The organism is Kocuria sp. (assembly GCF_030538595.1).
GTDB lineage: Bacteria > Actinomycetota > Actinomycetes > Actinomycetales > Micrococcaceae > Kocuria.
Genome location: NZ_JAUNTS010000011.1, coordinates 50,418 through 76,047, shown reverse-complemented (window position 1 = coordinate 76,047; position 25,630 = coordinate 50,418). Strand labels below are relative to the sequence as shown.

The following is a 25,630-nucleotide window of genomic DNA, read 5'->3' as shown; positions in this document are numbered from 1 at the left end:
GCATGGAAACAGCTCATCCGGAAAATCTCACCCATGACACCACCGACACCGCCAACACCACCACCAACACCACCGACGTGCCTGACGCCGCCGCGCAGGAACTTTTGGGATGGCGGATCGGGGTCACTGCTGCACGGCGCGGCACGGATCTGTGCCAGGCCCTTGAACGCCACGGCGCACAGGTGGTTCACGCCCCAGCATTGAGCCTGGTCCCAGCCGCACATGATGTCCCGGTGATCACTGCCACCCAAGCCATCCTGCAGCGCCGCCCTCAAATCTTGCTGGTGGCCACGGGCTACGGCTTGCGCCGCTGGTTGGAAACGGCCGATGCCACCGGTCTTGGCGAAAACCTCCGTGAGGTCATGTCTGCATTGGACATGATTGTCCGAGGCCCCAAGGCGGCCGGCCAAGTGGCTGCCCTGGACCTTGAACCCAAGAGCCTCACGGTGGTGAATCACCTTGACGACGGGGTGCGGCACATCTTGACCGATCCGAGCCAGTCACTGCGGCGCTGCCCCGTGGTGGCGCTGCAACTTGCTGGTACCCAAGACCACACCGCCGTCCAACAATTGCAACGCGCTGGGCGGGAGGTGCAGGCGGTGGTGCCGTATCGCTTGCAGCAGGCTGATCGACCCACCGTGACTGCGCTCATTCAGGAAACGTGCGCGCGACGATTGGATGCAGTGGTTTTCACTGCCGCCCCGTCGGTGGACTCCGTACTGGCGGTGGCACGGGAGACCGGGTTGTACGGCGAGTTCCTGCGAGCGCTGGGCGGTGGCTCGGTCTTGCCCGCCGTCGTCGGTGAGGTCTGTGCCCGTCCCCTGCGGGAGGTGGGGGTGGAACCGCTCATACCGGAGCGCCCGCGCATGGCTGCGGTGGTACGGAAGCTGTGCGAGCATGCGCAAACGCAGCGGCTGGACGTGCTGACCGCGCACGGTCCGCTGCAGTTGCGGGGTTCACACCTGTGCATCAATCACCACGACGTCTGGCTGACTCCTCAGCAGAGTGCTGTCATTCGGGCCTTGGCCCTGGCACAGGGGGCAGTTGTGTCCCGGTCGCAACTCATCAAGGCCGTTCCGGGGTTGATGGGCTCCCATGCTTTGGAGATGACGGTCTCGCGGTTGCGGCGCAAACTTCCTGCGCCGCTGGTGCGAACCGTGGTCAAGCGCGGTTACCGCTTGGACGTTCCCCTGGCATAGCCGTGGTGGTTCACGGGGGTGGCCTCTGAACCACGCACGACGGCGCCGCGGTCGCCTCTGCGCCCCGCTCAGCTCAGTGCGCCACCCGTGAGTCCAGCAACTCTTGAACCTCCCGGGTGCAGGTCCCGCATCCAGAGCATGCTCGGGTGGCTGTCCGGACCTGGGCAACATCTGAGGCTCCGTCATCCATGGCCGCAGTGATCGCACCCCGCGTGACACCGGCGCAGCGACACACCACCGTGTCTGGACCTGCCTTGGTTGGTTCCGGTGCTGCCCAGGAGGAGTCCAGTGCCATCAGATAGGTCAAGTCACCACGTAACGCAGACCTTGATCCCAAGGTTTCCGTCAGATGGGCAACAGCCCGGGGACGGCCCATGGCCACCGCACGGCGCAGGTGCCCGTCCTCTTCCAGCTCCACGCGCAGATCCTGGTCCATGGCGGTGTCCGTGAATTGGATGGTGCGCGCAGGTTCACTCGGCACCCGAATGCCTGCCTCCAGGACCACCAGGTCCAGATCGTGTGCTTTCAATCGCAAGACCGATGGTTCGTGGGCGGGCAGCGGTTCCACCGGTTGCACCACTGATGCGCCTTCCAGCAATGCGTTGAGTTCAGCACTGATGCGCGCCGCCAAGTATTCGGCCTGGCGCCATCCCGGGGCGATCAATCCAGCAGGCCCGGGCGGCAGATGTCCCGCCGCGCGCAACGCACATGGTTCGCAGGCCGCATCCCGGCAGGCCACCTCCGCGCAGTCGCCCATGGCGAACACGCGCCCCTCCACATCAGCCTGAAGTTCGTGGTCCACCACAATGCCGTGCCGCACGCGCAGCCCGGCACTTTCGGCCAAGTCCGTGCGCGCCTGGACACCGCAGGAGAGCACCAGAAGATCCCCCGCCACAGGCCCCACCTGTGCCACCTCCAAAGCCTGAAAGGTGTGGTCTTCTCCTAGAGTCACGCCCACAGCCCGCCCGGAAATGCAGGTGACCCCGGCAGAGGCCATGCGCTGCCCCAACATCTTTGCCGTGCCGGAGTCCAGGACTCGTTCCATGGGATTCTGCCCGGTGTGCACCAAGGTGGAAGCTCCTGCGGTCTCGGCTGCCGCCAATGCCGCCTCAACTCCCAGTACCCCGCCCCCCAACACCACCACGTGCCCGCCGGATGCCACCACGGGACGCACGTGGTCGGCGTCGTGAAGATCTCGCAGCGTCAAAACTCCAGATGGGAGAGTAGCGCCATCGGGTGAAGGGTCCAGCCCCCGGATGTTGGGGCGCACGGGGCGGGCCCCCGTGGCCAGCACCAAACGATCCCATTCCAGGATTTCCAGGGCCTCCGCCGGCCCCCCGGGCTCCCCTGTCAGCCGCACGGTTCTGCGCGTGCGGTCCAGCCCCACCACACGCGCGCCCAAGCGCACCCGCACCCCTGCCGCCGTCCACCGCTGGTGCTCGGACAGCTGCAGGAGTTCACGCGGTACCCGCCCCATGGCGTACTCCCCCACCAGCACCCTGTTGTATGCCATGTGAGTTTCGGCGCCGATCACGGTGACGCGTAGGTGGCCGTTGCGCGCCCACGGCAAAAGGTCTTCCACCAGGCGCGCCGCCACCGGACCGCACCCAATGACCACCAGGTGCTCGGCAAGCTCGAACGGAACTTTGGCGCGGGCACGGCGCATCCACACGGCGGCCTGCTCTTGCGGGTCAAGGTTTGGACTCATGCCGGGGTCTCCTGTGTTCTTGATCGACCATGCTCACTGCGGACGGTCTGCGCCGCCCGGGCCACACGGACCTGGACCGCTTTGAACTCCGGCATGCCGGAAACCGGGTCCACCACCGCCGTGATGAGCCGGTTCACCGTGTACTCGCCGCCAAAGTGAAAAGGCAGGAACACAGTGTGCGGTGGAATTTCTGGATCAACCGCCACCGCCGCACGGGCTTGACCGGCCTGGGAGGCCAACACCAGGTCATCGTCCTGGGAAACGCCCAGTCGTGCGGCCACGGTGGGGTGCAGATGTGCCAGGCACCGTGGTGCTGCCGCAGTCAAACTGGCCACCCGCCGAGTCTGCGTGCCGGATTGGTAGTGCTCCAGAAGCCGTCCGGTGGTCATGGTCAGTTCCAGGACGGGACCGTTCGTGTCTGTGGGGGCGGGCGGTGCTGTAATTGCCGCTCGGTCGTGACGGACACCCAGCGCAGCACGTTGTGCGGGGGTGCGTGGCTCAACGGGCTGCATGTGTGCCTTGCCGTCCGCGTGGGCAAAACGTTGGAGGAACATTCGTGGGGTTCCTGACGGGGCCTGCGCGGTGACCGGCCACTGCCGTGCCTGGTGGGCCCGTGGACCCTCCAAAGCATCGAGGGTCTGGTGACTCAGGCCGGAGTAGTCCGCTTTTCCACCGGCAGATGCCCGGGCGAGTTCGGAGAAAACCTCCGCCGCATCCGTTGAAAAGGTGCCGGGGGCCTTCAGCCGCCGGGCCAATTCAGCCAAGATCCACAGTTCATCACGTACGTCCCCGGGAGGTTCACGTAATTGACGACGCCGCAGGACACGTCCCTCCAAGTTGGTCATGGTGCCCTCCTCCTCCGCCCACTGCGGCACGGGAAGAACCAGATCTGCTTGCAGCGCGGTTTCGGAGAGGAAGAAGTCGGAGACCACCAGGAAGTCCAATCGGCCCAGGCCCCGCTGAACCTCCAACGCGTCCGGAGCAGAGACCACAATGTTGGAGCCGTTGACCCATAGCGCCTTGACCCCTTCCGCCGTGCCCAACGTGGTCAAGAGCTGTGCTGCCGGTATTCCGGGACCGGGAATGATGCTGGGGTCAACACCCCAGACCGCCGCCACATGCGCCCGGGCAGTCGGATCGGAGATGGAACGGTAGCCGGGTAGCTGATCCGCCTTCTGGCCGTGTTCACGTGCCCCCTGACCGTTGCCCTGACCCGTCAAGGTGCCCCAACCCGAGCCTTCCCGCCCGGGCAGTCCCAACAACAAGGCCAGATTGATGGCGGCCATGACCGTGTCCACGCCGTCCACGTGCTGTTCAGCCCCACGCCCCGTCAGCACGTAGGTTCCACGGCGCTGCCGGCAGAGCAGGTGCGCTGCCTGATACAGGTCCGCAACGGCCACACCGGTCACGCTCTCCACCCGCTCCGGCCACCACTGGGCAACGGCAGCCCGGACAGCCGCCTGGCCGGTGGTCCGATCCTCCAGGAAAGCAGTGTCCGCACGGTTCTCCCGCAGAATCACGTGGGCAAGCCCCAACAACAGGGTCACATCGGTTCCGGGCCGTGGCGCCAGGTGGACCCCACCGCCGTCGTCGGTCAACGCGGCTGTGGCCGAATGGCGCGGATCAATCACCACCAGTCCCCCGCACTTCCGGGCCTGAGCCAGGTGCCGGATCAGCGGCGGCATGGTCTGAGCGGGATTGGACCCGATCACCAGGACCGTATGCGCATCATCGAGGTCCTGAAGCGGGAAAGGTAGTCCCCTGTCCAGGCCCAACACCGCGTTGGCTGCCGCCGCAGCGGAAGACATGCAGAATCGGCCGTTGTAGTCGATGCGGGAGGTCCGCAGAGCAATGCGAGCAAATTTGCCCAGCTGATAGGCACGCTCCGTTGTCAACGATGCCCCACCGAAAATCCCCACGGCATCCAACCCGTGACGGTGCTGGGCTGCCGTGAACTGGGCGACCATCAGATCCAGGGCGGCAGCCCATTCAATGGCCTCCCACCGCGGCTGGCCCTCCGGACCAGTGCCCACCCGCCGCAGCGGACGAGTGAGCCGATCTGGATGATCCAAGAGTTCCGCTGCGGTCCAGCCTTTGCGGCACAATCCCCCGCGATTTGTGGGGAACTGGCGGGCTGCCAGCTCCACACCGTCACGGCCCCGGGTCAAGGTGATGGCACATTGCAATGCGCAGTACGGGCAGTGACTTGCCACGGACTTCCCAACACCGGCGGGCTCAGACATGTTCACGAGCCATGGCGGTCCCCGGACGCAGGTAGAAGGCCCATGTCACCACAAGGGCCACCGCGTAGAAGGCCACGAATCCATAGAAGGCAACTTCATATCCGCCGGTGGCGGACTTGGATGCGGAGAGCACCTGGGGAATCAGAAACCCACCGTAGGCACCCACCGCGGAAATCAGCCCCAGGGCAGCAGAGGCCTTACGCGCCGTGGACACTACTCCCGGTCCACCCTCCTGAGCAGCACTGCGCTCGGACTGAGCCACTTCGCCACGAATCCGGTAGATGGTGGGAATCATGCGGTAGGTGGAGCCATTGCCCACACCGGCGCACACGAACAAGGCAAGGAACAGCATCAAGAACAGCCAGAAGCTACGCAGCGGCAAGGTCAGCACAACGGCCAAGGCAAGGAAGCCCATTCCGGCAAAGGAATACACCGTGATGCGGGCGCCCTGGAAGCGGTCTGCCAATTTTCCGCCGTACGGTCTGGCCAGGGAGCCAACAATCGGGCCCAGGAAAGCCAAGGTCAAGGAGGTGGCGCCCACGTGGAAGGTGGAGAACTGCGGAAAGGTATCGGCAATCAATTTGGGGAAAACTCCGGCAAAACCAATGAATGAACCAAAAGTCCCGATGTACAAAAAGGACATGATCCAGAAATGCGGTTCCTTGGTGGCAGCCAGTGACCCCACAACATCTCCCTTGGCATCGGAGATGTTGTGCATGTACTTCCAAGCGCCCCAGGCCGCCAGGATGATGAAGGGAACCCAGAACCACCCGGCCATGGGAAGGTTCAGGGCTGCGGCACCACCAATGGTGATCACCAACGGCACCACCAGCTGCGCAATACCAGCACCCAAGTTGCCGCCGGCGGCATTCAGCCCCAGTGCGTAGCCCTTTTCCCGCGCCGGATAGAAGTAGGTGATGTTGGCCATGGAGGAAGCAAAGTTTCCACCCCCAAATCCCGCAGTTGCGGCAATGAGCAGCATGAGCCAGAACGGAGTGGCAGGATTGGCCACCGCCAGGGCCAGCCCCACAGACGGGATCAGCAATAGCAGCGCGGAGGCAATGGTCCAGTTCCGCCCACCAAAGCGCCCCACCATGAAGGTGTATGGGATACGCAACGTGGCCCCTACCAGGGACGGCATGGAGATCAGCCAGAACAGCTGCGAATCGCTGAACTCAAATCCGGCACGTGGTAGGAAAACCACCGTGATGGCCCACAGCTGCCACACGGCAAAGCCCAAGAATTCGGCAAAGATGGACCACCGAAGATTGGTCCGCGCAATGCCCTGGCCCTGGGCTGCCCACTGCTGGTGATCCTCCGGATCATAACCATCCAGCCATCTGCCTGGACGTTCCCGCAGCGCGAGCTTGAGTGGCGGTGTTGTGTGCGAAGAATCGGTGGAAGTGCCGTGGTGTGCCACATCAGTGGCGGGGCCGGAACCGTGGAGTTCGGTGCTCAATGGGTCCTCCAGGTGTCAGTGGGGCGCGCTGTTGCTTGTGCACGTGCGCGCGGACACCTTGAACCTAGAAATCTTGTGTTGCGGTCTACGTGGCGTAGGCGTCAAGCCGCGGTGACCGTTTCCTCACACCCCGGGCTGAGGGCAGTGAGAATGCCGTCAGCCCGGCATTCTCACTGCCCGGAGGCGAGTTGGGCGCGGCCTTGCTCCCACCGTTTGATCACGACGGCGACCACTTCTGCGGGCACCTGTGTTCCATCCACGAGCAGTGGTTGGGTGACACGCCCTCCAATGGCGGCGTGTGCGGAGGGTGCTCCCTGGACGGGGGTTTGGGCAGCCCGCACGGCATCGCGGTGGAACACTCCGGGGGCCACGTGGAAAGACACCGCCGTCACGTGGTGGGCACCCGCATGCCAGGCCTCCGTCACCGCCTGATGCGCTGTGGGTTGGGCTGCGGAGATGAACCCCGCGGTCACGGGGCGGCCTGTGAGTTCTTCCAGATCGGCTGCTTGTTTTCGGACCGCGCGGACGGCGCGGGCATCAGAGGAGCCCGCTGCCACCAGAACCAGCGACGGAAGCCTGGGGCTGGAGTCTGCCGGCTCCACCTCCCGGATTCGGCGAGCCATGAGCTCGGACAGACCTCGATCCGGTCCCAGGGCTTCCGTGACCACATGGTGCGGACGCTGGGCAACGGCCTGGGCAAGGTCATGGTGGACGTGGTAACCCGCAGCCAGGAGGAGAGGCACAATCACCACCGGCCGATGAGCGAACTCGGCGCAGCGCGCCACCACATCCGGCTCCTGCACGTCCACCCACGTCAAAACAACTTCGGTGTCCGGTAGTTCCTTGGAGACCGCTGCCGTGATTTCCTCCGTGGCCACCTGAGCCGAGCGCGCCGTGGATCCGTGGGCGCACAGCAGCAGGACGGGGTTTGAGCTCTCAGTCACGATCCCAATTCAACCAGCACACGCCCGTTGTCAACGGTCACGGTGTGTACCGGCAAGGTAAAAGCTGCACCGCTGCGGCATGCCCCGGTGCGGAGGTCATAGACCTCTTTGTACAGCGGTGATGCCACTGTGGGGACCCCGTCCACCGTTTCCCCCACGATCCCGCGGGCCATGACCAAAGCACCGGAGTTGGGGTCGGCGTGGTCGCAGGCATAAACGGTGTCATCCGGCATACGGAACACCGCCACTTGGTGCTCACCGATCAGGGCAACCTCTCCCCAATCCGGTTCCAAATCGGACAGGCTGCAGATCTCCACCGGCCCATGCTCTGCCTCCCGTGCGCCACCGGTGGGCTCCGACTCCGTGGTCACGCTTGCACCTGCCGATTGTGTGCTCATGGCACTACCTTCCGTTTGCACTGTTCGCCCAAGCATCCTGCGGCAACCGCATGACCCCGGGGTGAATCCGGTGATTCCATGGGATCAAAGCTCCGGTGTTTCACCCAAGACGTTGCCGCAGTTTCCATGTGGCGGGTAGATCAGGGCTTGGACCAGGACAGATCTGACCAGTAGGAAGGCCCATCATGCCCGCCACCCCAGCCCCTGGAACCGGACGCAAGATTTTGGTGATCGGCGGTGGGCCTGCGGCACATCGGTTTGTGCAAAAGATGGTGCAGAAGGGGTTGGGTCAGGACACCATCACGGTGTTGGCAGAGGAACCGTGGGCTCCGTACGACCGCGTGGCGTTGGAAACCTTGTTCACTGACCCACAGCGGGATCTGACCCTGGGCGATACTGATTTCTGGGATCACCCGCAGCTGGACCTGCGCACCGGTACACGGGCATCAGATCTTGATGTGAAGAACCAGGTGGTTCACACCCGCCAGGGTGAAGACTTCCCGTACCACGAACTGGTCTTGGCCACCGGGTCCAGCGCGGCCACCCTCAACATCCCCGGCGCCCACCGCGTTCACGTGTTCCGCACCATCAAGGATGTCCGCGGGATCGTGGAGGAGGTGGCACGGCTGCGGGAGGCGCTGGGGCGGACCCCCCGCGGCGTCGTGGTGGGTGGTGGTTTGTTGGGTCTGGAAGCAGCCGCCGGGCTGAAGGACCTGGGGGCGGAGGCCACCATCCTGGATGTTGCCGAGTTCCTGCTGTGCACCCAGATGGACCGCGATGGCGGCCTGGCCGTGAACTCGCTCATGCGCGAACAAGGCTTGGACGTACGGTGCCAACGGTTCATTGCCGGTGTGGAGCTGGACGACGACGACAACGTCACCGGCGTACTGGTCAAGGACGGTCCCGGTCCGGATGCCACCGTGGAGCGAATTGACGCTGACATGGTGGTGCTGGGAATCGGCATCAAGGCCCGGTCCGGGCTGGCCCGCCGGTCGGGTTTCCACCTGGGCGCCCGTGAGGGTGTGGTGGTGGATGAAACCTGCAAGACCTCTGTGGCGCATGTGTGGGCCATCGGGGAGGTTGCCGATGTACTGGGGCAAACCTGGGGGTTGGTGGGCCCGGCCAACATCATGGCTGAGGTGGTGGCTGATCAGCTGTTCGGCGGCAATGCCACGGTCAGCAGCTTTGACACCTCCACCCGCTTGAAGTTTTCGGGCGTGGATGTGGCCTCCTTTGGTGACGTGTACGCCAAGACCCCGGGCTGCATTGAGGTCAATTACACGGACCCGGTGGCCGGGATCTACCAGAAGATTGTGGTGGACAAGGACCAGGAGACCCTGCTGGGTGGTGTGTTCGTGGGCAATGCAGACCCATACGATGCCCTCCGACCGCTTCAGGGCCGTCCTCTGCCTGCCGAGCCCGCCCGCTACCTGTCCGCGGCGGGCGGGGATGCCCCGGAGACCGAACTTCCGGACGATGCCATCCTGTGTTCCTGCAACAACGTCTCCTTCGGCACCGTCCGTGACGCGGTCAAGGACGGCAACCATTCCGTCCCCGAACTCAAGAAGTGCACCAGCGCCGGCACCCAGTGCGGCTCGTGTGTTCCCATGCTGCAGAAGACCATGGAAAAGACCATGCTCTCCCTGGGCCTGACGGTGTCCAAGGCCCTGTGCGAGCACTTTGATCTGTCCCGCCAGGAGCTTTACGCCGCAGTGCGCGCCAGCGGAATCCGCACCTTCCCGGAGGCCCTGGAACGTTTTGGCAAGGGCCGGGACGGCTGTTTGATCTGCAAGCCCGTGATGGCCTCCATTCTTTCCTCCCAGCCCAAGGCTTATGTGCTGGACGAGGGCCGCGGCGCCCTGCAGGACACCAATGACCGCAACCTGGGCAACATGCAGAAGGACGGCACCTACTCCGTGGTGCCCCGTATCCCAGGCGGCGAAATCACCCCGGAGAAGCTGGCCGTGATTGCCTCCGTGGCCAAGGACTACGGGCTCTACACCAAGGTCACCGGCGCTCAGCGCATCGGCCTCTACGGCGCCCGGTTGGAGGAACTGCCGGAGATCTGGAAGCGCTTTGTGGATGCCGGTTTTGAGTCCGGTCAGGCTTACGGCAAGGCGCTGCGCAATGTGAAGTCCTGCATTGGCTCCACGTGGTGCCGCTTTGGGGTCCAGGATTCCGTGGGCATGGGCATCCGGTTGGAGAACCGCTACCGGGGCCTGCGTTCCCCGCACAAGTTCAAGATCGGTTCCTCCGGCTGCGCCCGCGACTGCGCTGAGGCCCAGGGCAAGGACATCGGCGTGATGGCCACTCCCGATGGCTGGACCCTCTACCTGGGTGGCAACGGCGGCGCCAACCCGGCACATGCCAGGATCATTGCCCAAGACATTGATGAGCCCACGCTGGTCAAATACATCGACCGCTACCTGATGTACTACGTCCGCACCGCGGACAAACTTCAACGCACCGCGCGCTGGTTGGAGGACTTGGACGAGGAATACGGAGATGCCATGGCGCATCTGAAAGCCGTGCTGATTGACGATTCCTTGGGCATCTGCGCAGACCTTGAGGCCGACATGGACCGCCAGGTGGAGGGTTACCAGGACGAATGGGCTGCCACTCTGGCCTCCCCCGAACGGTTGCGTCGCTTCCGCCCGTTCGTCAACCAGCCCCAGGCTTCCGACGACGCCTCCCGCCAGTACGTTCTGGAGCGCGACCAGATCCGCCCGGCCACCCCGGAGGAAATCAAAGCCGCGGAGGATGGCAACGGCCCGGTGCTGATCTCCGGTGCCCGTATCCCGGTGGGTGCCGATTCCTGAACACCCCGCTTACAGAGACGGAGACCGCGACAAGGTGCCGCAGCAGGCCCCAAGCCAAGCAGTCCAAGGCACCCCACCGCCGTCGTCGTCACCGTCACCGTCAGGTGCAAGTTGAGCCCACACCCCGATTCAGACTCGCGCGGGATGCTCCGTGAGGCGTCGGATTCGGCGGATGTCTGCGGTGGAGCGGGTGACCACTTGCGGGTGGGATTGGGCAAATTGGGCGGTCAGGGCTCGTCCGGGTCCCACCTCCACCACAACATCGCGGCCGCGGCCGACCAAAAGGGGCATGGTGTCCGGCCAGGAGTCCTGTCCGTCCACTTGAGCCAGGAGATCCTGCCGGGCTTGGGCACCGGTGCGCAGGGGCTGCGCGGTCCCGGAGCCCACAACCGGTAGGTAGGGCTCGCGGAAATCCACGTCCGCCAGACGGTCGGCCATGCGGGCACGGGAGGTGGAAGAAACGGTTTCCGTCACCGCTTCCTGCTCTGCGGTGAGGGCTGCATGCTCGCGGACCAGGTGCAAGCCGTCGGTGAAGCTCAGGCAACCGGCGGCGGCCAGTGCTGCATATGATCCCAGGCGGTGTCCGGCCACAACGTCTGGGTGCCAGCCGGATTCCAGCAGCCCCAGGTGGGTGATCAGGCTGACGGTGTAAACCACGGCTTGGACGTCCTTGGCGGGGTGACCGGTGTTCTGGTGGTGTGGGATTTCAGGCCGGGGGCTTTCCAGAAGAAAGTCCCGGTTGGGTCGGCCTGCCACGGCACGCAGGTCAACTCCCGTGGCGCGTTCTGCTTGTTGGAAGATCTGGAGGGCAAGGGTTGGAAAAGCCTCCATCACCACGTCCGCCATGGTTGCTTTGTGCGCGCCCTGACCCGGGTACACAAATGCGCAGTGCATGTTTTCACCGTTCTCTAGTTCCCCCACATGCCCGTTGCTGTGAATCCCCATCCACCGGGCCAATGCCTTCCATACGCTCACACGTCACCACGGTGTAAACAAGGGGAAAAGCGGCTACAAAATGCTACGAACGGGCCACAGAACTTCAGGGTGGACACCTAGTGTGGAAACCATGTTCTTGGAGACAGACCTCAAAGACGTCACCGTTGTGCTGCTGGGCGCCAGCCAGGATTCCAGGACGGCCAGGCGGCTACGGGTGGCAGGGGCGGCCGTGACCACGCAGGTGGAGGCAGACGTGGTGCCCGGGTTTGTTCTGGTGGTGGGGCCCCGCGCACCGTGGGAGACGGAGTTGGCCACGGTGCATCAACTGCACGGAGCTGTTCCCGTGGCCACCGTGGAGCCCGAGCGCACGGGGGTGACTCTGGTGGGAGGTGGGCCGGGTGCGGATGACCTGCTCACCGCCCGCGGCCTGTCTGCGCTGGCAGACGCGGATGTGGTGTTGTTGGACCGGTTGGCTCCCCAGGAGGTGGTGAGCGCCCAAGCACCACACGCCCAGATCATTCGGGTGGGTAAATGGCCCGGTCACCACCCGGTACCGCAAGAGCAGATTCAGTCCATTCTGCTGAATTCCGCCCGGGATGATCGGCACGTGGTTCGGCTCAAAGGTGGTGACCCCTATGTTTTCGGGCGCGGTGGAGAGGAAGCCGCAGACTGCGAAACCTGGGGTGTCCCGGTGGAGGTGGTTCCCGGTATCACCTCGGCTGTGGCGGTCCCGGGTGCAGCTGGGATTCCGGTGACTTTCCGGGAGGTGGCTCGCACGTTCACCGTGGCTTCGGGGCATGTGCCCTTCACAGAAACTGAATTGCACGGCTTCTGCACTCTGTTGGAAACCGGCGCCACTCTGGTGGTGCTCATGGGCGTGGCCACTTTGCCGCAGTTGGTGAGCGGGCTGGTCCGGAACGGGGCCCCGGCCACCACGCCAATCGCCGTCGTGGAAAAGGGCTTCAGCCCGGACCAAAAGGTGCACACCTCCATTCTGAACAGCGCCGTGGTGGAGCTGGCTGGGGCAGGGTCCCCGGCCGTGACGGTCATTGGCCCGGTGGCCGCGCTGGCAGCGGAGGACCGCGAGCGCGTGTTGGGTGAGCTGACGCCACACCGCGCCGTTGCCAACAGCCCAGCCATCACCATGGCCCGCTCCACCACCTCTGCCTCAACTTCCCCGGACTCCACCAGTACGACGACGGAGGCGAACCCCACCGTGACCAGCACAGATCACCCCGATTCCCCGGCGTCATCCGGTGAAACCACCGAGCCACTGGAGCAGGAATCTTCCGGCCCGTTGGCGGGGAAAACTGTGGTGGTGACGGCGCATCGGCGGGCTGACGATCAAATCGGAGCTCTTCAACGCAAGGGGGCTGCCACCATTGCCGCTCCCGCGTTGAAACTGGTGCCGGTGGACCAGGATGCTGATGTGGTTTCGCAATCGCAGGCGCTGGTGAACTCCCGGCCTGATCTGGTGGTGGTCACCACGGGATACGGGTTCAAACGGTGGTGGGACGTGGTGGAAGCCTCCGGGCTGTCGCAGGAAGTCCACGCCATGCTGGCGGCCGCCGACATTTGGGTGCGCGGGCCCAAAGGCCGCGCCGCAGTACGCAACCTGGGGCTCTACGACGTCGGCATCTCCCCCGATGAAACCATCGGCCCGCTGGTGGACGAGATCTTGGATGCCTACGACCATGACCTCACGGGTGTGGTGATCGCTTGGCAGGAGAATGGGTATCACGACCGCGAACAGCGCCAACGCCTGGTGGAGGCCGGCGCGGTTGTCCACACCGTGGTGCCCCACCGGTGGGCTGATGCAGATGATGCCGGGATGATCCCCCGGGTGATCCGTCAAGTGTGTGATCGCCAGGTGGATGCCGTGACCTTCACCTCGGCGGCAGGTTCGGATGCCGTTCTGTCCACGGCATCCGAGATGGGCTTGGAAGAGCAGTTTGTGGCGGCTTTCTCCCCCGCGCCGGCGGCTCAGGATGGTTCTGAGCCAGCGGCCCAGAACAGTTCTGCGCCAGCGGCCCAGGATGATTCCGTGCCAGGCACCCAGGATGGTTCTGAGCGCTCCGGTGAAGCGACTGCTCGCACAGTGGTGGCCGCCACTGTCGGCCCGGTGACGGCAGCCCCGCTGGTGGCTGCCGGGATTCCGGCCCTGGTTCCCGAAAGGTTCCGCATGGGAGCCATGATCAACCAGTTGGCCGAACGGCTGAGAGACTGAAAGAACTGCGGGGCTGAAGCAACTGGGGGGCTGCCCCTTCCGGCTGTGGGTGTCCGGCGCACCATGCCGTCGGGGTAAGTGCGGTCGAGTTAGTTGCGGGCAAGGTAAGTGCGGCCGGGGCAGCTGCGGTCGAGTTAGTTGCGGATGAGGTGGGTGCGGACGGAGTACGCGCGGACGGGGTAGCCGGGTGTGCACCACGGGGCAACGATAAGGTGACCGATGACGCTCACTGTCTCCAGGAAAGAAGGTCACACGCCGTGCCCCAGTCCACCGAACGCCACCCTTTGCCCACCGATGTTGACCCCAGCGCCACCGAGTTGGCCGCACGGGTGGACCACACGCTGTTGAAGCCGGAGGCCTCCCGGGAGCAGATAGAGGCACTGTGCCAGGAGGCCTTGGACTTGGGCTTCGCTTCGGTGTGCGTCAACGGTGTCTGGACGGATCTGGTGGCCGAGAAACTGCGCGGTTCCCAGGTGCTGACCTGCACCGTGGTGGGTTTCCCGCTGGGGGCCTCCACACCCGCCGCGAAAGCCTTTGAGGCGGAGCAGGCCGTGGGCGCCGGGGCACAAGAGATCGACATGGTGATCGACGTCGCCGCAGCACGCGCCGGCAACCGTGGGGCGCTGGAAGCCGATGTTCGCGCCGTCGCGCAGGTTGTCCACGCCGGGAACGCCGCGTTGAAAGTCATCATTGAAGCCTGCCTTCTGAACGACGAACAGAAGGTTCTGGCTTGCCAGGCCGCTGTTGCCGCAGGTGCAGACTACGTGAAGACCTCCACGGGATTCTCCACCGGTGGGGCAACCATCCAGGACGTGACGCTCATGCGCCAAACGGTGGGTGAGCAGATCGGGGTCAAGGCATCCGGTGGTGTCCGCACCCGGGAGGCAGCCGTGGCCATGTTGCGCGCCGGCGCCTCCAGGATCGGGGCCTCAGCGGGTGCTGCCCTGCTGGAAAAAGCTGCGGAGAACCCAGATGACGCGCCCGCTGCCGGTTCCAGCGGGGGTTACTGACCGCACCCGCTGCACGCGGTGTTCTCGGCCTGATTCAAGACCCCACCGCCACCGTAGGGGCCATCACAGCGACTACACTGGAATCCAACATTGGCTGTCTCATCTGAGACGCCGCACAGCACCACAGGGAAGAGGCTCACATGGCTACCGACAGCCAAGGACGCACCATCCGCCGTCACTCCGGTGAGGGTCAATTCGTCTCCAACATCATCATCTGGATCATCCCGGTTGCAGCCATGCTGGCCAGCTTTTGGTTGTTCACCATGCCGGAGAACTGGTGGTTTGTGGTGGGCATCCTGGCTTATGGCGCTGCGTTGCTGATTCCCACCCTGATCATCTCCGGCAAAACCGCCAGCCACTCCACTGGCGGTCGTGAGCTGACCATTGATGTCCCGCATTCCACGGAGTCTGCTCCGCACCAGGAAGTGCGCGCCTGAGTTCAGCTGCTCGGTAGCCACAGGGCCTACAAGCCCTGATGCGAGCGAAGGGTCCCACACCGTCACGGTGTGGGACCCTTCTTGTCGGCTGGGCACTGCTGCCATCAGCCGGAGGCTCGAATCACACGGTGAAGATCTATCCCAGGTCTTACCGTGGATCGTGCAATCTTGACCTGGCCTGACGCGGTTGCAGCCACCGAAACCCCCAAGATCTATCGGTGACCGGGATCCAACACACGGGCTTTCAAGATTGCGCTCTCCCTGTTCCACCCAAAAACATACTTCTGCCGCGGGACAAAAGCACGCCAAATACGTCCTCTGAGCCCAACTGTCCCCACAAATAGCATGCCGGACGGGGGCTCAGACCGCAGGCACCGGCTCCTGAATCACCTGTGTGATGACATCACTGGCCCAGGCCAGAATGGCCCCGTCCACCAGGTCCTTCCCACCGATCCGTGCGGTTTTGGGTTTGGGCACCAGTGCCACACGTTGGGCGGTGCCCGGAACCGGCAGGTACTTGGCACCCGGGTACATCCGCGTCAAGCGCATCTGCCGGGATTCCGGTAGGTCCACCGGACCAAAACGGATGTTGGGCCCTTGCACCGCAACGTCTGCCAAACCGGCAGCGCGGGCCTGAATCCGAAGGCGTGCCACGTCCAGGAGGAGTTGCGCAGGCTCCGGCAAATCCCCGTAGCGATCCTTCAATTCCTCAGCCACTTCCAGCACACCCGCTTCATTCGTGGCATTGGCCAGGGTGCGGTAGGCATCCAATCGCAGCCGCTCCCCCGGCACGTAGTCATGCGGGAGATGGGCGTTGACCGGAAGCTCAATCTTCATCTCGGCGGGGGCTTCATCCTTGTCTCCGCGGTACTCCGCCACGGCCTCCCCCACCAGGCGCAGGTACATGTCAAAGCCCACGCCGGCAATGTGGCCCGACTGTTCACCGCCCAGCAGGTTCCCGGCGCCACGGATTTCCAGATCCTTCTGCGCCAGTTGCAAACCCGCGCCCAATTCATTGTGCGCAGCCACCGCTTTGAGGCGTTCCAGTGCAGTTTCCGTCAGAGGTTTTTCGACGTCGTAGAGGAAGTACGCGTAGGCGCGTTCACGTCCGCGCCCCACCCGTCCGCGCAGCTGGTGCAACTGGGAGAGGCCGTATTTGTCCGCCCCGTCCACGATCAGAGTATTGGCGTTGGCAATGTCCAAGCCGGTTTCCACGATGGTGGTGGAGACCAGAACGTCAAAGCGTTTCTCATAGAAATCCACGATGATCTGTTCCAGCTCGTTTTCGCTCATCTGTCCGTGCGCCACCGCAATCCGGGCTTCCGGCACCAGTTCGCGCAGTTCGGCAGCCCGGCGCTGGATGGAAGAGACCCGGTTGTGCACAAAGAACACCTGGCCCTCACGCATGAGTTCGCGCCGCACGGCAGCTGTGACCTGCTTGTTGGTGTAGGCGCCCACATAGGTCAGCACGGGGTGGCGTTCCTCCGGGGCAGTCGCCAAGGTGGAGGTCTCCCGGATACCGGTCAGGGACATTTCCAGGGTTCGCGGGATCGGCGTTGCAGACATGGCCAGCACATCCACGTTGGTGCGCATGGCTTTGAGCTTTTCCTTGTGCTCCACGCCAAAGCGCTGTTCCTCGTCAATGATCACCAATCCCAGGTCTTTGAACTTGATCTCCGAACCCAGGAGGCGGTGCGTTCCAATCACCACGTCCACCGTGCCATCCGCCAGCCCCTTCATGACCTCCTTGGATTCCTTGGGGGTTTGGAACCGGGACAGCGCCGCAACGCGCACGGGGAAACCGGAGTAGCGCTCGCCAAAGGTCTCCGTGTGCTGCTGGCCCAACAAGGTGGTGGGCACCAGCACGGCCACTTGTTTCCCGTCCTGGACAGCTTTGAAGGCAGCACGCACCGCCACCTCGGTCTTGCCGTACCCCACGTCCCCGGAGATCAACCGATCCATGGGGATTTCGCGCTGCATGTCTGCCTTGACCTCCTCAATGGTGGTCAGCTGGTCCGGGGTTTCGATGTACGGGAAGGCATCCTCCAACTCGCGCTGCCACGGGGTGTCTTGGCCAAACGCGTGGCCGCGCGTGGCCATCCGCGCCGAGTACAGGCGGATCAGTTCACCGGCAATGTCTTTGACGGCCCGCTTGGCGGCCTTTTTCTTCTGGTTCCAGTCCGCACCACCCATTTTGGACAGCGCCGGAGTTTCCCCGCCCACGTAGGCAGAAATCTGGTCCAGCTGATCCGTGGGAACGAACAACCGGTCCTTGGGACCATTGCGCTTGGAGGCGGCGTACTCCAAGACCAGGTACTCGCGCATGGGCCGCGGCTGCCCCGCCTTGGGCACCGCACCGGCAATCGGGCGGGCAATCAGTTCCACGAACTGCCCGATGCCGTGCTGTTCGTGCACCACGTAGTCCCCGGCCTTCAGCGCCAGGGGGTCCACGGAGTTACGACGACGCCGCTGCGGCAGTTGCCGCGAGTTCTTGGCCGCGTAAGCAGAGGACCGGCCCAGCAAATCCGATTCGGTCAAGAACGCCACTTTGAGGGCTTCCACCACAAATCCGGTGCCGGCCGTGGCACAGGTCAGTTCCACGACTCCCGCTTGCGGGTCAGCGGTCAGGGAATCGTGCCTAGCAGCGGGGATGTCGGCGTCGTGCATGAGTTCTGCCAAGCGTTGCAGCGGACCGGGGCCCTCCGTGACCGCCACCACGCGCCAACCGTCGCGCACGGACTCGCCCAGATGTTCCAGCATGGCCTCCACGTTGCCGCCAAAGGACATGGGTTCGCGGGCCCGCACGCTCAACGTGTCAGCGTCCGAATCCAGGAGGCGGATGAGCTGGGCATCCGTGTCCGCATCAACTTCAGTCAGGGAGGTGTCCACGGGCAATGCAGTGGTGGACCACCAGTTCAGTCCCGCATCCAAGGCGGTGTCCCGGGCCTGATCCAAGGTTTGGAAGGAACCCTCCGCAAGGCTGCGCCCCTCCGCCTGGGTGCCGGACACGTCCAGGGGAGCAACGTCCGTGTCTGCGGCTGATTCCCAGGCCGCAGCCAAGAACTCCTCATTGGTGGCCACCAGATCTGCGGCTCTTGTGCGCACCTTCTCAGGCTCCATGACCACGATCATGGAATCACGCGGCAGCAAAGAGGCGAACGGCACCATCTGCTCAGCCAGCAGCGGCGCCAGAGATTCCATGCCCTCCGTGTAGATTCCACCCGCGATCCGCTCCAGCAGGGCCTCAGCTCCCGGTAATTGAGACTTGAGTTTTGCCGCCCGCGATTGGACCTCCGGGGTGATCAACAGTTCTCGGCACGGAGGGGCAATGATCCGCTCCGGGTGTTCTCCGGTGCGCAGCGTGCGCTGATCAGCCACGGCAAACCACCGCAGTTCATCAATTTCATCCCCAAAGAACTCCACCCGCACGGGGTGATCCGCCGTGGGTGGGAAAACATCCACAATCCCACCGCGGACCGCAAACTCACCACGTTTGCTCACCATGTCCGTGCGGGCGTAAGCGGCATTGACCAGGGCCGCCACGACGTCGTCGAAAGACTGTTCCGCTCCCCGCTCCAGAACCACGGGCTGTAGGTCCGCCAGCCCATCCACCACGGGTTGCAGCAGCGAACGCACGGGCGCCACCACAACGTCAATGGCGTCTTGACCCGGATGTTTGAGCCGCCGCATGACTTCCAAGCGGCGGCCCACCGTGTCGGAACGCGGGGAGAGGCGTTCATGCGGCAGCGTCTCCCAGGCCGGGAAATCCGCCACCCGCGCCTGCGGCGCCCAGGCCGGAAGTTGCTCCATGACGTCTTCGGCCTCCCGTCCGGTGGCTGTGACCACCAACAACACCGGTGCAGGCTGACCCTCACCACGTACCGGGGCGGCGTGCAGGCCGTGGAGCAACTGCGCAAAGACAGCCGGGCGCAGCCCATCCGGAAGGCTGATCACGGTCTGAGCCGAACGCTCCCCCGGGGCCAGGGCGGCCTGGGCCCGGACATTGGCAATCGAACGTTCCTGGGTCAGTACGGATGCCAGGCCGGTCAAGGACATGGTGAAGGAACTCCTGGGCAGACGGGGTGGGATGAAACCAAGGTTACTCGCTGCCTCGGACACGGCATTGATGGGTTGGGGACCCGTGACTTCTCAGCTCTGCCCGTGACCTGCCCGGCCGCCCCGTGACCTGCCCGGCTGCCCCGTCACTTGCTCAGCATCCTGTCACCTGCTCAGCGACCCATGGAGGGGTCGTAATCCACGTAACCGTCAATTGTCCCCTGCCGCTTCTGCAACCATTTCATCCCACCCGGCAGTTTGGAGATCTTGTGCTTGATGACCACCCTCTTTTGGGCCGGCATCACGCTGGCTGCGGCATCCAGCTGCTGTTTGGCCTCATCCAGATTGCCTGCGCGCAGATTGGCTGCCATGGCTTTGAGCAGCCCTTGCGGTGACCCCACGGTGAGGCGGCGTTCCACGAACTCAATCTCTGCGGGCGTCATCTCATCCCGGAACCGTTCCAGATTGCGGCGTAGAGCTTCGTCCTCGCCGGCGTCCATGGCGGCACGGTTGGACATCATGGAGCCGGGCGTCCACCACACCATGCAGAGCACTTCTGAGGTGCGGTGAAAACGCCACCCCGAATACACCGCCCGAATCCAGAACTCCCAGTCCTCCACAAAGGGCATGGATTCGTCGAACACACCCACCTGGTCAAAGAAACGGCGTGGGAACAGGGACGTGAAGGCCCCAAAGTTGTACTGCAGGATGACCTCGCGCTGCTTGTCGGGTGCGGGCATGGGCTCACGCTGCATGGGTCGGGTGGTGTCCAGCCCACCTCCGGTGACTTCCACCGATTGGGGAACCACAATCCAGTTCCCGTCACCGAGTTTGTCCCGCTCGTTCATCAGGTGGGAGATGGCACCGGGCAGGTAGGCATCATCCGAGTCCAAGAACAGCACCCAGTCCCCGGTGTAGAGCTCCAACCCCAGGTTGCGGGCGGAGGCCACCCCGCCGTTGGGCTTGGAGGCCAGCACAAACTTCCGTCCGGGCAGGTCCATGGCCGCATACACGGCCACCAGGTCCATGGCGTTGTCCGGGGAGTCATCGTCAACCACAATGATTTCCAGATTGGGCCACGTTTGACGCAGTAGGGAAGAAATGGTCTCCCCCACACTGATGCGGCTGTTGTAGACGGGCACCACCACGGAGACCAGCGGGTGTTCCTCGGTCCCCTCTGACACCTGCACAGCCATGTTCTCAGCCGGTTCGGTCACTGGCACAGTCCGTTCAACCTTCTGTGCCGTACCGTCCCCCTCATGGTCCACGCCGTCCACATCAGCGGAAGTCTCAACCTCCGCTTGCGGGCTCACGCCACTGTATTGATCCGGGCTCATGTCTGGTTCCCCTATCCGTTGCCCCATTGGCAGGTCTCGATGCTGCCCACCAGCTACAGGTGCTGGCTTGATCCGCCCCAGCCGCAAGGTTCCCCCGTTCCTGCGGTGACCAGCGTGATTCTACCGAGCCCTCGGCTTTCCTCTGAGCCAGGGTGTCCCCATATCTGCGCGTGTAATGGGTCTCATCCGTTGCTCAGACCAGCCGATTCGAGTAAATCCCATGTATCGTCACCAAACGCAGGAGTTGTTGCCGTGGTTGGGGAAAGCAGCGGCGCACCAGGCTCTCTGCTGGCAGGCGGCCCCACCGCGTGGACCGTCGGCCGCATCCGCGACCATGGGGGCCGCGAATGCACAACGGGTTGAATTTCTTTAGGGGGAAACACCGTGACGCTTGCGCGTTATCTCAAGGCTTTGCGCCGCATGTGGCCCATTGTTCTGATCACCACTGTCCTGGGAATTGCACTGGGCTTGGGCTCGGCGCTGATCATTCCGAAGTCCTATGAGGCTCAGTCCACCATTTTCGTCAACGTTTCCGACTCCACCACGGTGCAGGATTTGCAGATGGGTGAGCAGTTTGCCCAGGCACGTGCAGCCTCCTACGCGGCCATCGGCACCTCTTCCCGTGTCTTGGAGCCCGTTGCCGAGGAACTTGGGGACGGCTCCACGGCGTCGTCGTTGGCCTCTCAGGTCACGGTCACCAACTCACCGAACACTGCGGTCATCACCGTCACGGGTACTGACGGCGATGCTCAGCGGGCGGCCAACATTGCGGCGGACACCGCCCAATCCCTGGTGGACACCTCAGCTGCATTGGAGGGTACGCCGAATGCGCAGGATTCCCCCGTGCAGCTGAGCATTGTGCAGGAGGCTGTGGTGCCGAACACCGCCGTGGCGCCGTCACTGCCCATGAACACCCTGGTGGGTGCCGTGGTGGGTGTTGTGGTGGGCCTGTTGATCGTGCTGGCCCGCGCTGGTACCAGCCGCCGCAACGGCTGAGGCCGGAAACCCTCACGAGCTATGGGCAAGGAGTCTGTGGTGAGCACTCAACCGCATACCCGAGTGATCGTGGTGTGTCCCACCGAATACGGCGGCCAGATTGAGCACGCTGCTGACACCGCCATGGCGTTGGCGGCTGATTCCACCGTGGAGCAGGTGATCCTGCTGTCCCGTCCGGGTGCCGCGGCGTATCTGGGGCAGCCCAGAGTGGACGGTTTACGCATTGTGGAGACCATCCCCCCGCGGCGGACCGGTGAATGGGGACCGCTGCGCCGCATGGTGCAAGTGCTGGATCTGATCCGCGAGCACGCCCAAATTCGTGCCCTGAGCGCATCCGCCGGCCCCAACCTGGTATTGGCTCTGGACTCCTCCAAATACCCCTGGCCGCGGCTGCTCACCGCTGAGAAGTCACAACGCCTGGCTCTGTTTCTGCACAACGTCAAACCCCATCACGATGAAACTGCCGCCTCCCTGCGCGAACGTGTACTGCGCCACCTGGAACTGGGGGCAGCTCGCGGCGCTGACCGGGTGATCGTCCACGGCGCGGATCAAAAACGCACCGCCCGTCAGACCGTCCCCGGAGACCTTGTGGCGGTCACCCTACCCACCTCAACACGCATTGATGAGGTGGCCACCGCAGCCTCCGTTCCCGTTGAGGTCAACGACGACGCCGTGGCCACCACCGCGGGCAGCAGCAGCCAGCCGCAAGCGGACCTCAACAGCCTGACGGCTCAGCCCTATGCCTTGGTGTTGGGTGAGCTGCGTGCCAACAAGGGCGTGGAGCTGGCGATTGATGCAGCGGGCAGTGCCGGTGTGCCACTTCTGGTGGCGGGCCGCCCGGAAAGTGCGGAGCTTGGCCGCGAACTCCATCACCGTGCTGATCGCGCGGGAACCGTGACAATTTTGGATCGTTTCCTGGAGCGCACCGAGTTCGCGCAGCTCTTGGATTCAGCCTCCGTGGTGGTTCTGCCCTACACCCGTTTTGATGCCCAGTCCGGAATCCTGGCCAAAGCCGTGGCGGGGGGTCTGCCGATCGTGGCTTCCGATCTTGCCTCCCTCAAGGAACAAGCCGGAGCGCACCAGCCCGCAATTTTTGCCGATGTGCACAACACCCGCGAATTCGGCCAGGCCATGCGCCGTGGCTTTGACGCTGCCGTGACGGACCAGCGCCATCGGCCGTTGGGTGACCGCGGAGTCTCCACGGGCGATCCGGAGGCCGCTCCATCATCGAACGGTGCTGATCATTCTGATTGGGACTCCACCGTGGCCGCGGTTCTGGGCACTCGCCGAGCCGGACGGAGACGCTGAGATGGCTCCGAGTTCGTCGTCGTCGCAGGTGCCCTGGGACACGTCCCAGGTTCCGGTCCAGCGCGGACCCCAGTGGCTGAACGCTCCGCGGCACTCACAGCTGCCGGAGGGCCATCACTACCCGGAGACCGGGACCTTCCTGGACCGCGCCCTGGCCGCACTGCTCATTCTGCTCTCTGCCTTTCCCTACGCCGGGATTGCTCTGGGCGGTAACACCAACGTCCCGGTGTCCTCAATTGTGGCGGCTGTTTTGGTGCTGCGCTGCATGAAGTACATCCCGCTGATGGCGGTGGCCGTGGTTTTTGCAGCCATCCCGTTCTTTTCAGCTTTCATTCGGATGTTTTATGACCCCACTCCGTTGCAAATTGTTCCGGTCATCACGTGGATCGCTGCCACCATGGCACTTCCCGGGGCTGCTGCGGCGGTCATCTTCTTGCGCCGACGGACCATCCCGTGGCTCTCTTGGACACTGATCGGCGCTGCCGGATACGCAGTGATTCAAAAGCATGTGTTCATTGACACCTTGAACATTGTGCCGTTTCCCGCACTGTATGAACTGCCGGGTTATGCAAATTTGCTGCCGTTCCAAGAAACCTTTTTGACCTACATCCGCAGGCCATTTGGTTTCTTCCCGGAAACCTCCTTCATGGTGGGCACGGTCACGTTGATGGCCATGGTGCTCATAGTGCTCATTCGGCACTACGGCATGAGCCCCAGGGCACGCGACTGGGTGGCCGTTGGCCTGGCCGTGTGGGCCACCGCCGTGAGTGGTTCCGGCTCGGCCGTGTTCGTCCTGGGCGCCGTGGTCATGGCCATGGTCCTGCCGGTGGCCATCCGGCGTGCCTGGATCGCCGTACTCGGAGTTCCCGCTGCAGCAGCTGGCGCCTACCTTGTGGCCAGCAGCGTGTTGGAGGAACGTTCCAGTTCTTTCAACTGGTCCTGGGCCGACCGCGGTTCCTCCATCCAGGCCGTGATCAAACGCCTCCTGGAGGACCCGGGCGCCTTCTGGGGCGGTTTGGGCCGCGGCCGCGTGAATGAAGAATTTGTGGCCGGCAACATGCCCACGGAGACCTTCACGTATTACAACCCCATTGAAGATATTTTCTCCGTCACCGGCCGCATGGTTGCGGAGAACGGAATGCTGGTGGGCGGATTGGCTTTTGCCCTCATGGCCTTTCTCCTTCTGCGATCAGGCGGCCGCGTTCCGTTCTTCTACGGGCTACTGCACGTATTCGTGTGGGCCGTGATCGCCGGTGGCACCATCACCTACGACAATGCCTTCTGGCTGTGGGGAGGCGCCGGCGTGTGTTTGGGCTTGGAGTTGACCCGCCACTGGCCGGACAAACCCATTGCGCAGCACCGCAAGATTCCCACGCTGGCTGACATTGAGGACCGGCACGACCGCGACCTCGCACATCTGGAGAAGTGACATGCGTATTCTGCACGTGGTCAACGACGCCGACACCGGCGGGGCACAAACCTTGATTGAGGCTTTGGCACAGCGGCGCGGCCCCCATGACGAGGTCCGCATCCTGGTGCTACTGGGCCGCGGTGGGCTGAGTGATCGTCTGGAGGCAGCCGCCACATCCGTTGATTACGTGGGTATGGGCCGCAGGGAAGTTCTCCCCGCCCGTGCTGTGGCTCATCTGCTGCGGTTGGTGCGCCGACACAAGATTGACGTGGTGCACTCCCATTTGCACCAATCAGATCTGGTCAACGCCTTGACCCCGCACGGGCGGCCGCGAATCTCCACGCAGCACGCGAGTGAGGATGCCTCCTCCTCCAAGGTGGCCCACGCCGCCTGGAAAGCTGCCGGGAAAATGTCCTTCCGGATGGATCAGATGGTGGCCTGTTCGCCGTCGGCCCGCAACATCACCGCTGAGTTCGGGTACACGTTCCCACCGGAGAAGATGCCGGTGATTTTCAACGGCACAACTGTCACGCAGGCCCCCTCCCCCAATCCGGGCGGGCAGCAGCTCTTGCACCTGGCCCGCTTTGCACCGCCCAAGGACCACCGAAATCTCCTGGAAACCATGGCGCGGGTGCATGCCAAACACCCCAAGGCACGCCTACTCTGCGCCGGAAACGGCGTGGATGAGTCCAACACGCAGTTGACCGGCTGGCGGCAAGAACTGGGCTTGGAGGGTGTGGTCGAGTTTGCCGGCACCATCACAGATGTTCGGCAACGTCTGCGCACCGCTGCCGCGCTGATCTTTGCCAGCTACAACGAGGCTCTGCCCATGGCGGGGCTTGAAGCCATCAGTGAGGGCCTGCCCGTCATCACCACACGGGCCGGAGATGCCGCATTCATGACAGTGGACGAGCACCTTGCCGTGGCCCCGCGCAACCCAGATGCCTTGGCCGCAGCGGTGGATTGGTTCCTGACTCGCAGCCCCGAACAGGTTGAGGCGCTCCGTCTGGCGTCATGGGAGCTGTCCCACCGGGACTTTGACATCAACCGTGCCACCGAGCGGTACATGGCCATTTACCGAGATCTGGCCTACTCCTGAGCCCCGTGAGGGGAAAACGACGCCGCCGGTAGGAGAGCCTGCC

Annotated in this window: 17 protein-coding genes; 9 read left to right on the top strand and 8 right to left on the bottom strand. The window is 64.0% G+C overall.

The window, feature by feature from the left end; all coding sequences use genetic code 11:
- Positions 1 to 2 precede the first annotated feature (2 nt).
- Complete coding sequence (locus tag Q4G32_RS10105; protein ID WP_303351132.1) at positions 3 to 1,199, top strand: uroporphyrinogen-III synthase; 1,197 nt, start codon at positions 3 to 5, stop codon at positions 1,197 to 1,199.
- A gap of 73 nt (positions 1,200 to 1,272) precedes the next feature.
- On the opposite strand, the gene Q4G32_RS10100 is transcribed toward Q4G32_RS10105, so the two are convergent.
- The 5 genes from Q4G32_RS10100 to nirD all read right to left on the bottom strand — a co-directional run bounded on the left by Q4G32_RS10100 (position 1,273) and on the right by nirD (position 7,951).
- Positions 1,273 to 2,907, bottom strand: coding sequence for an FAD-dependent oxidoreductase (locus Q4G32_RS10100; protein ID WP_303351131.1), 1,635 nt, complete (start codon positions 2,905 to 2,907; stop codon positions 1,273 to 1,275).
- Complete coding sequence (locus Q4G32_RS10095; protein WP_303351130.1) at positions 2,904 to 5,150, bottom strand: molybdopterin oxidoreductase family protein; 2,247 nt, start codon at positions 5,148 to 5,150, stop codon at positions 2,904 to 2,906. The genes Q4G32_RS10100 and Q4G32_RS10095 overlap by 4 nt, the downstream gene beginning before the upstream one ends.
- The gene (locus Q4G32_RS10090; RefSeq protein ID WP_303351178.1) at positions 5,143 to 6,570 is read right to left on the bottom strand and encodes an MFS transporter; all 1,428 of its coding nucleotides are present in this window, start codon (positions 6,568 to 6,570) and stop codon (positions 5,143 to 5,145) included. Before Q4G32_RS10090 ends, Q4G32_RS10095 begins: the two co-directional genes overlap by 8 nt.
- Before the next feature lie 209 nt (positions 6,571 to 6,779).
- Positions 6,780 to 7,553 carry a sirohydrochlorin chelatase gene (locus Q4G32_RS10085; RefSeq protein WP_303351129.1) on the bottom strand — a complete coding sequence of 258 codons (774 nt, stop codon included), beginning with the start codon at positions 7,551 to 7,553 and terminating at the stop codon, positions 6,780 to 6,782.
- Positions 7,550 to 7,951, bottom strand: a complete 402-nt coding sequence (nirD, locus tag Q4G32_RS10080) for a nitrite reductase small subunit NirD (protein WP_303351128.1) — start codon at positions 7,949 to 7,951, stop codon at positions 7,550 to 7,552. The genes Q4G32_RS10085 and nirD overlap by 4 nt, the downstream gene beginning before the upstream one ends.
- A gap of 185 nt (positions 7,952 to 8,136) precedes the next feature.
- On the opposite strand from nirD, the gene nirB reads away from it, so the two are divergent.
- Positions 8,137 to 10,770, top strand: coding sequence for a nitrite reductase large subunit NirB (gene nirB / locus Q4G32_RS10075; RefSeq protein WP_303351127.1), 2,634 nt, complete (start codon positions 8,137 to 8,139; stop codon positions 10,768 to 10,770).
- A 129-nt stretch (positions 10,771 to 10,899) separates the two neighbouring features.
- Here the strand turns inward: nirB and Q4G32_RS10070 are convergent, their stop codons facing one another.
- Positions 10,900 to 11,745, bottom strand: a complete 846-nt coding sequence (locus Q4G32_RS10070; RefSeq protein ID WP_303351125.1) for an ACP S-malonyltransferase — start codon at positions 11,743 to 11,745, stop codon at positions 10,900 to 10,902.
- A 91-nt stretch (positions 11,746 to 11,836) separates the two neighbouring features.
- Here Q4G32_RS10070 and cobA point away from each other — a divergent pair, with 91 nt between their 5' ends.
- The 3 genes from cobA to Q4G32_RS10055 all read left to right on the top strand — a co-directional run bounded on the left by cobA (position 11,837) and on the right by Q4G32_RS10055 (position 15,380).
- The gene (gene cobA / locus Q4G32_RS10065) at positions 11,837 to 13,933 is read left to right on the top strand and encodes a uroporphyrinogen-III C-methyltransferase (protein ID WP_441327490.1); all 2,097 of its coding nucleotides are present in this window, start codon (positions 11,837 to 11,839) and stop codon (positions 13,931 to 13,933) included.
- 257 nt (positions 13,934 to 14,190) lie between these two features.
- The gene (gene deoC / locus Q4G32_RS10060; protein ID WP_303351123.1) at positions 14,191 to 14,943 is read left to right on the top strand and encodes a deoxyribose-phosphate aldolase; all 753 of its coding nucleotides are present in this window, start codon (positions 14,191 to 14,193) and stop codon (positions 14,941 to 14,943) included.
- 140 nt (positions 14,944 to 15,083) lie between these two features.
- Positions 15,084 to 15,380 (top strand): hypothetical protein, encoded by a 297-nt coding sequence (locus Q4G32_RS10055; RefSeq protein ID WP_303351122.1) that lies wholly within the window; start codon positions 15,084 to 15,086, stop codon positions 15,378 to 15,380.
- Between the two features lie 360 nt (positions 15,381 to 15,740).
- Here the strand turns inward: Q4G32_RS10055 and mfd are convergent, their stop codons facing one another.
- Together mfd and Q4G32_RS10045 are read right to left on the bottom strand one after the other, a co-directional pair.
- Positions 15,741 to 19,436, bottom strand: a complete 3,696-nt coding sequence (gene mfd, locus Q4G32_RS10050; RefSeq protein WP_303351121.1) for a transcription-repair coupling factor — start codon at positions 19,434 to 19,436, stop codon at positions 15,741 to 15,743.
- A 173-nt stretch (positions 19,437 to 19,609) separates the two neighbouring features.
- A complete protein-coding gene (locus Q4G32_RS10045; protein WP_303351119.1) occupies positions 19,610 to 20,773 on the bottom strand; it encodes a glycosyltransferase family 2 protein in 1,164 nt (387 codons plus the stop codon).
- 384 nt (positions 20,774 to 21,157) lie between these two features.
- Here Q4G32_RS10045 and Q4G32_RS10040 point away from each other — a divergent pair, with 384 nt between their 5' ends.
- From Q4G32_RS10040 to Q4G32_RS10025, 4 genes are read left to right on the top strand one after another with little or no spacing between them, the layout of a single operon-like run.
- Positions 21,158 to 21,769, top strand: a complete 612-nt coding sequence (locus tag Q4G32_RS10040) for a YveK family protein (protein ID WP_303351117.1) — start codon at positions 21,158 to 21,160, stop codon at positions 21,767 to 21,769.
- A gap of 39 nt (positions 21,770 to 21,808) precedes the next feature.
- Complete coding sequence (locus Q4G32_RS10035; RefSeq protein ID WP_303351115.1) at positions 21,809 to 23,077, top strand: glycosyltransferase; 1,269 nt, start codon at positions 21,809 to 21,811, stop codon at positions 23,075 to 23,077.
- A gap of 1 nt (position 23,078) precedes the next feature.
- On the top strand, positions 23,079 to 24,506 hold the full coding sequence (locus Q4G32_RS10030) for a hypothetical protein (RefSeq protein ID WP_303351113.1): 1,428 nt from the start codon (positions 23,079 to 23,081) through the stop codon (positions 24,504 to 24,506).
- Between the two features lies 1 nt (position 24,507).
- Positions 24,508 to 25,587, top strand: a complete 1,080-nt coding sequence (locus Q4G32_RS10025; protein ID WP_303351112.1) for a glycosyltransferase — start codon at positions 24,508 to 24,510, stop codon at positions 25,585 to 25,587.
- Positions 25,588 to 25,630 lie beyond the last annotated feature (43 nt).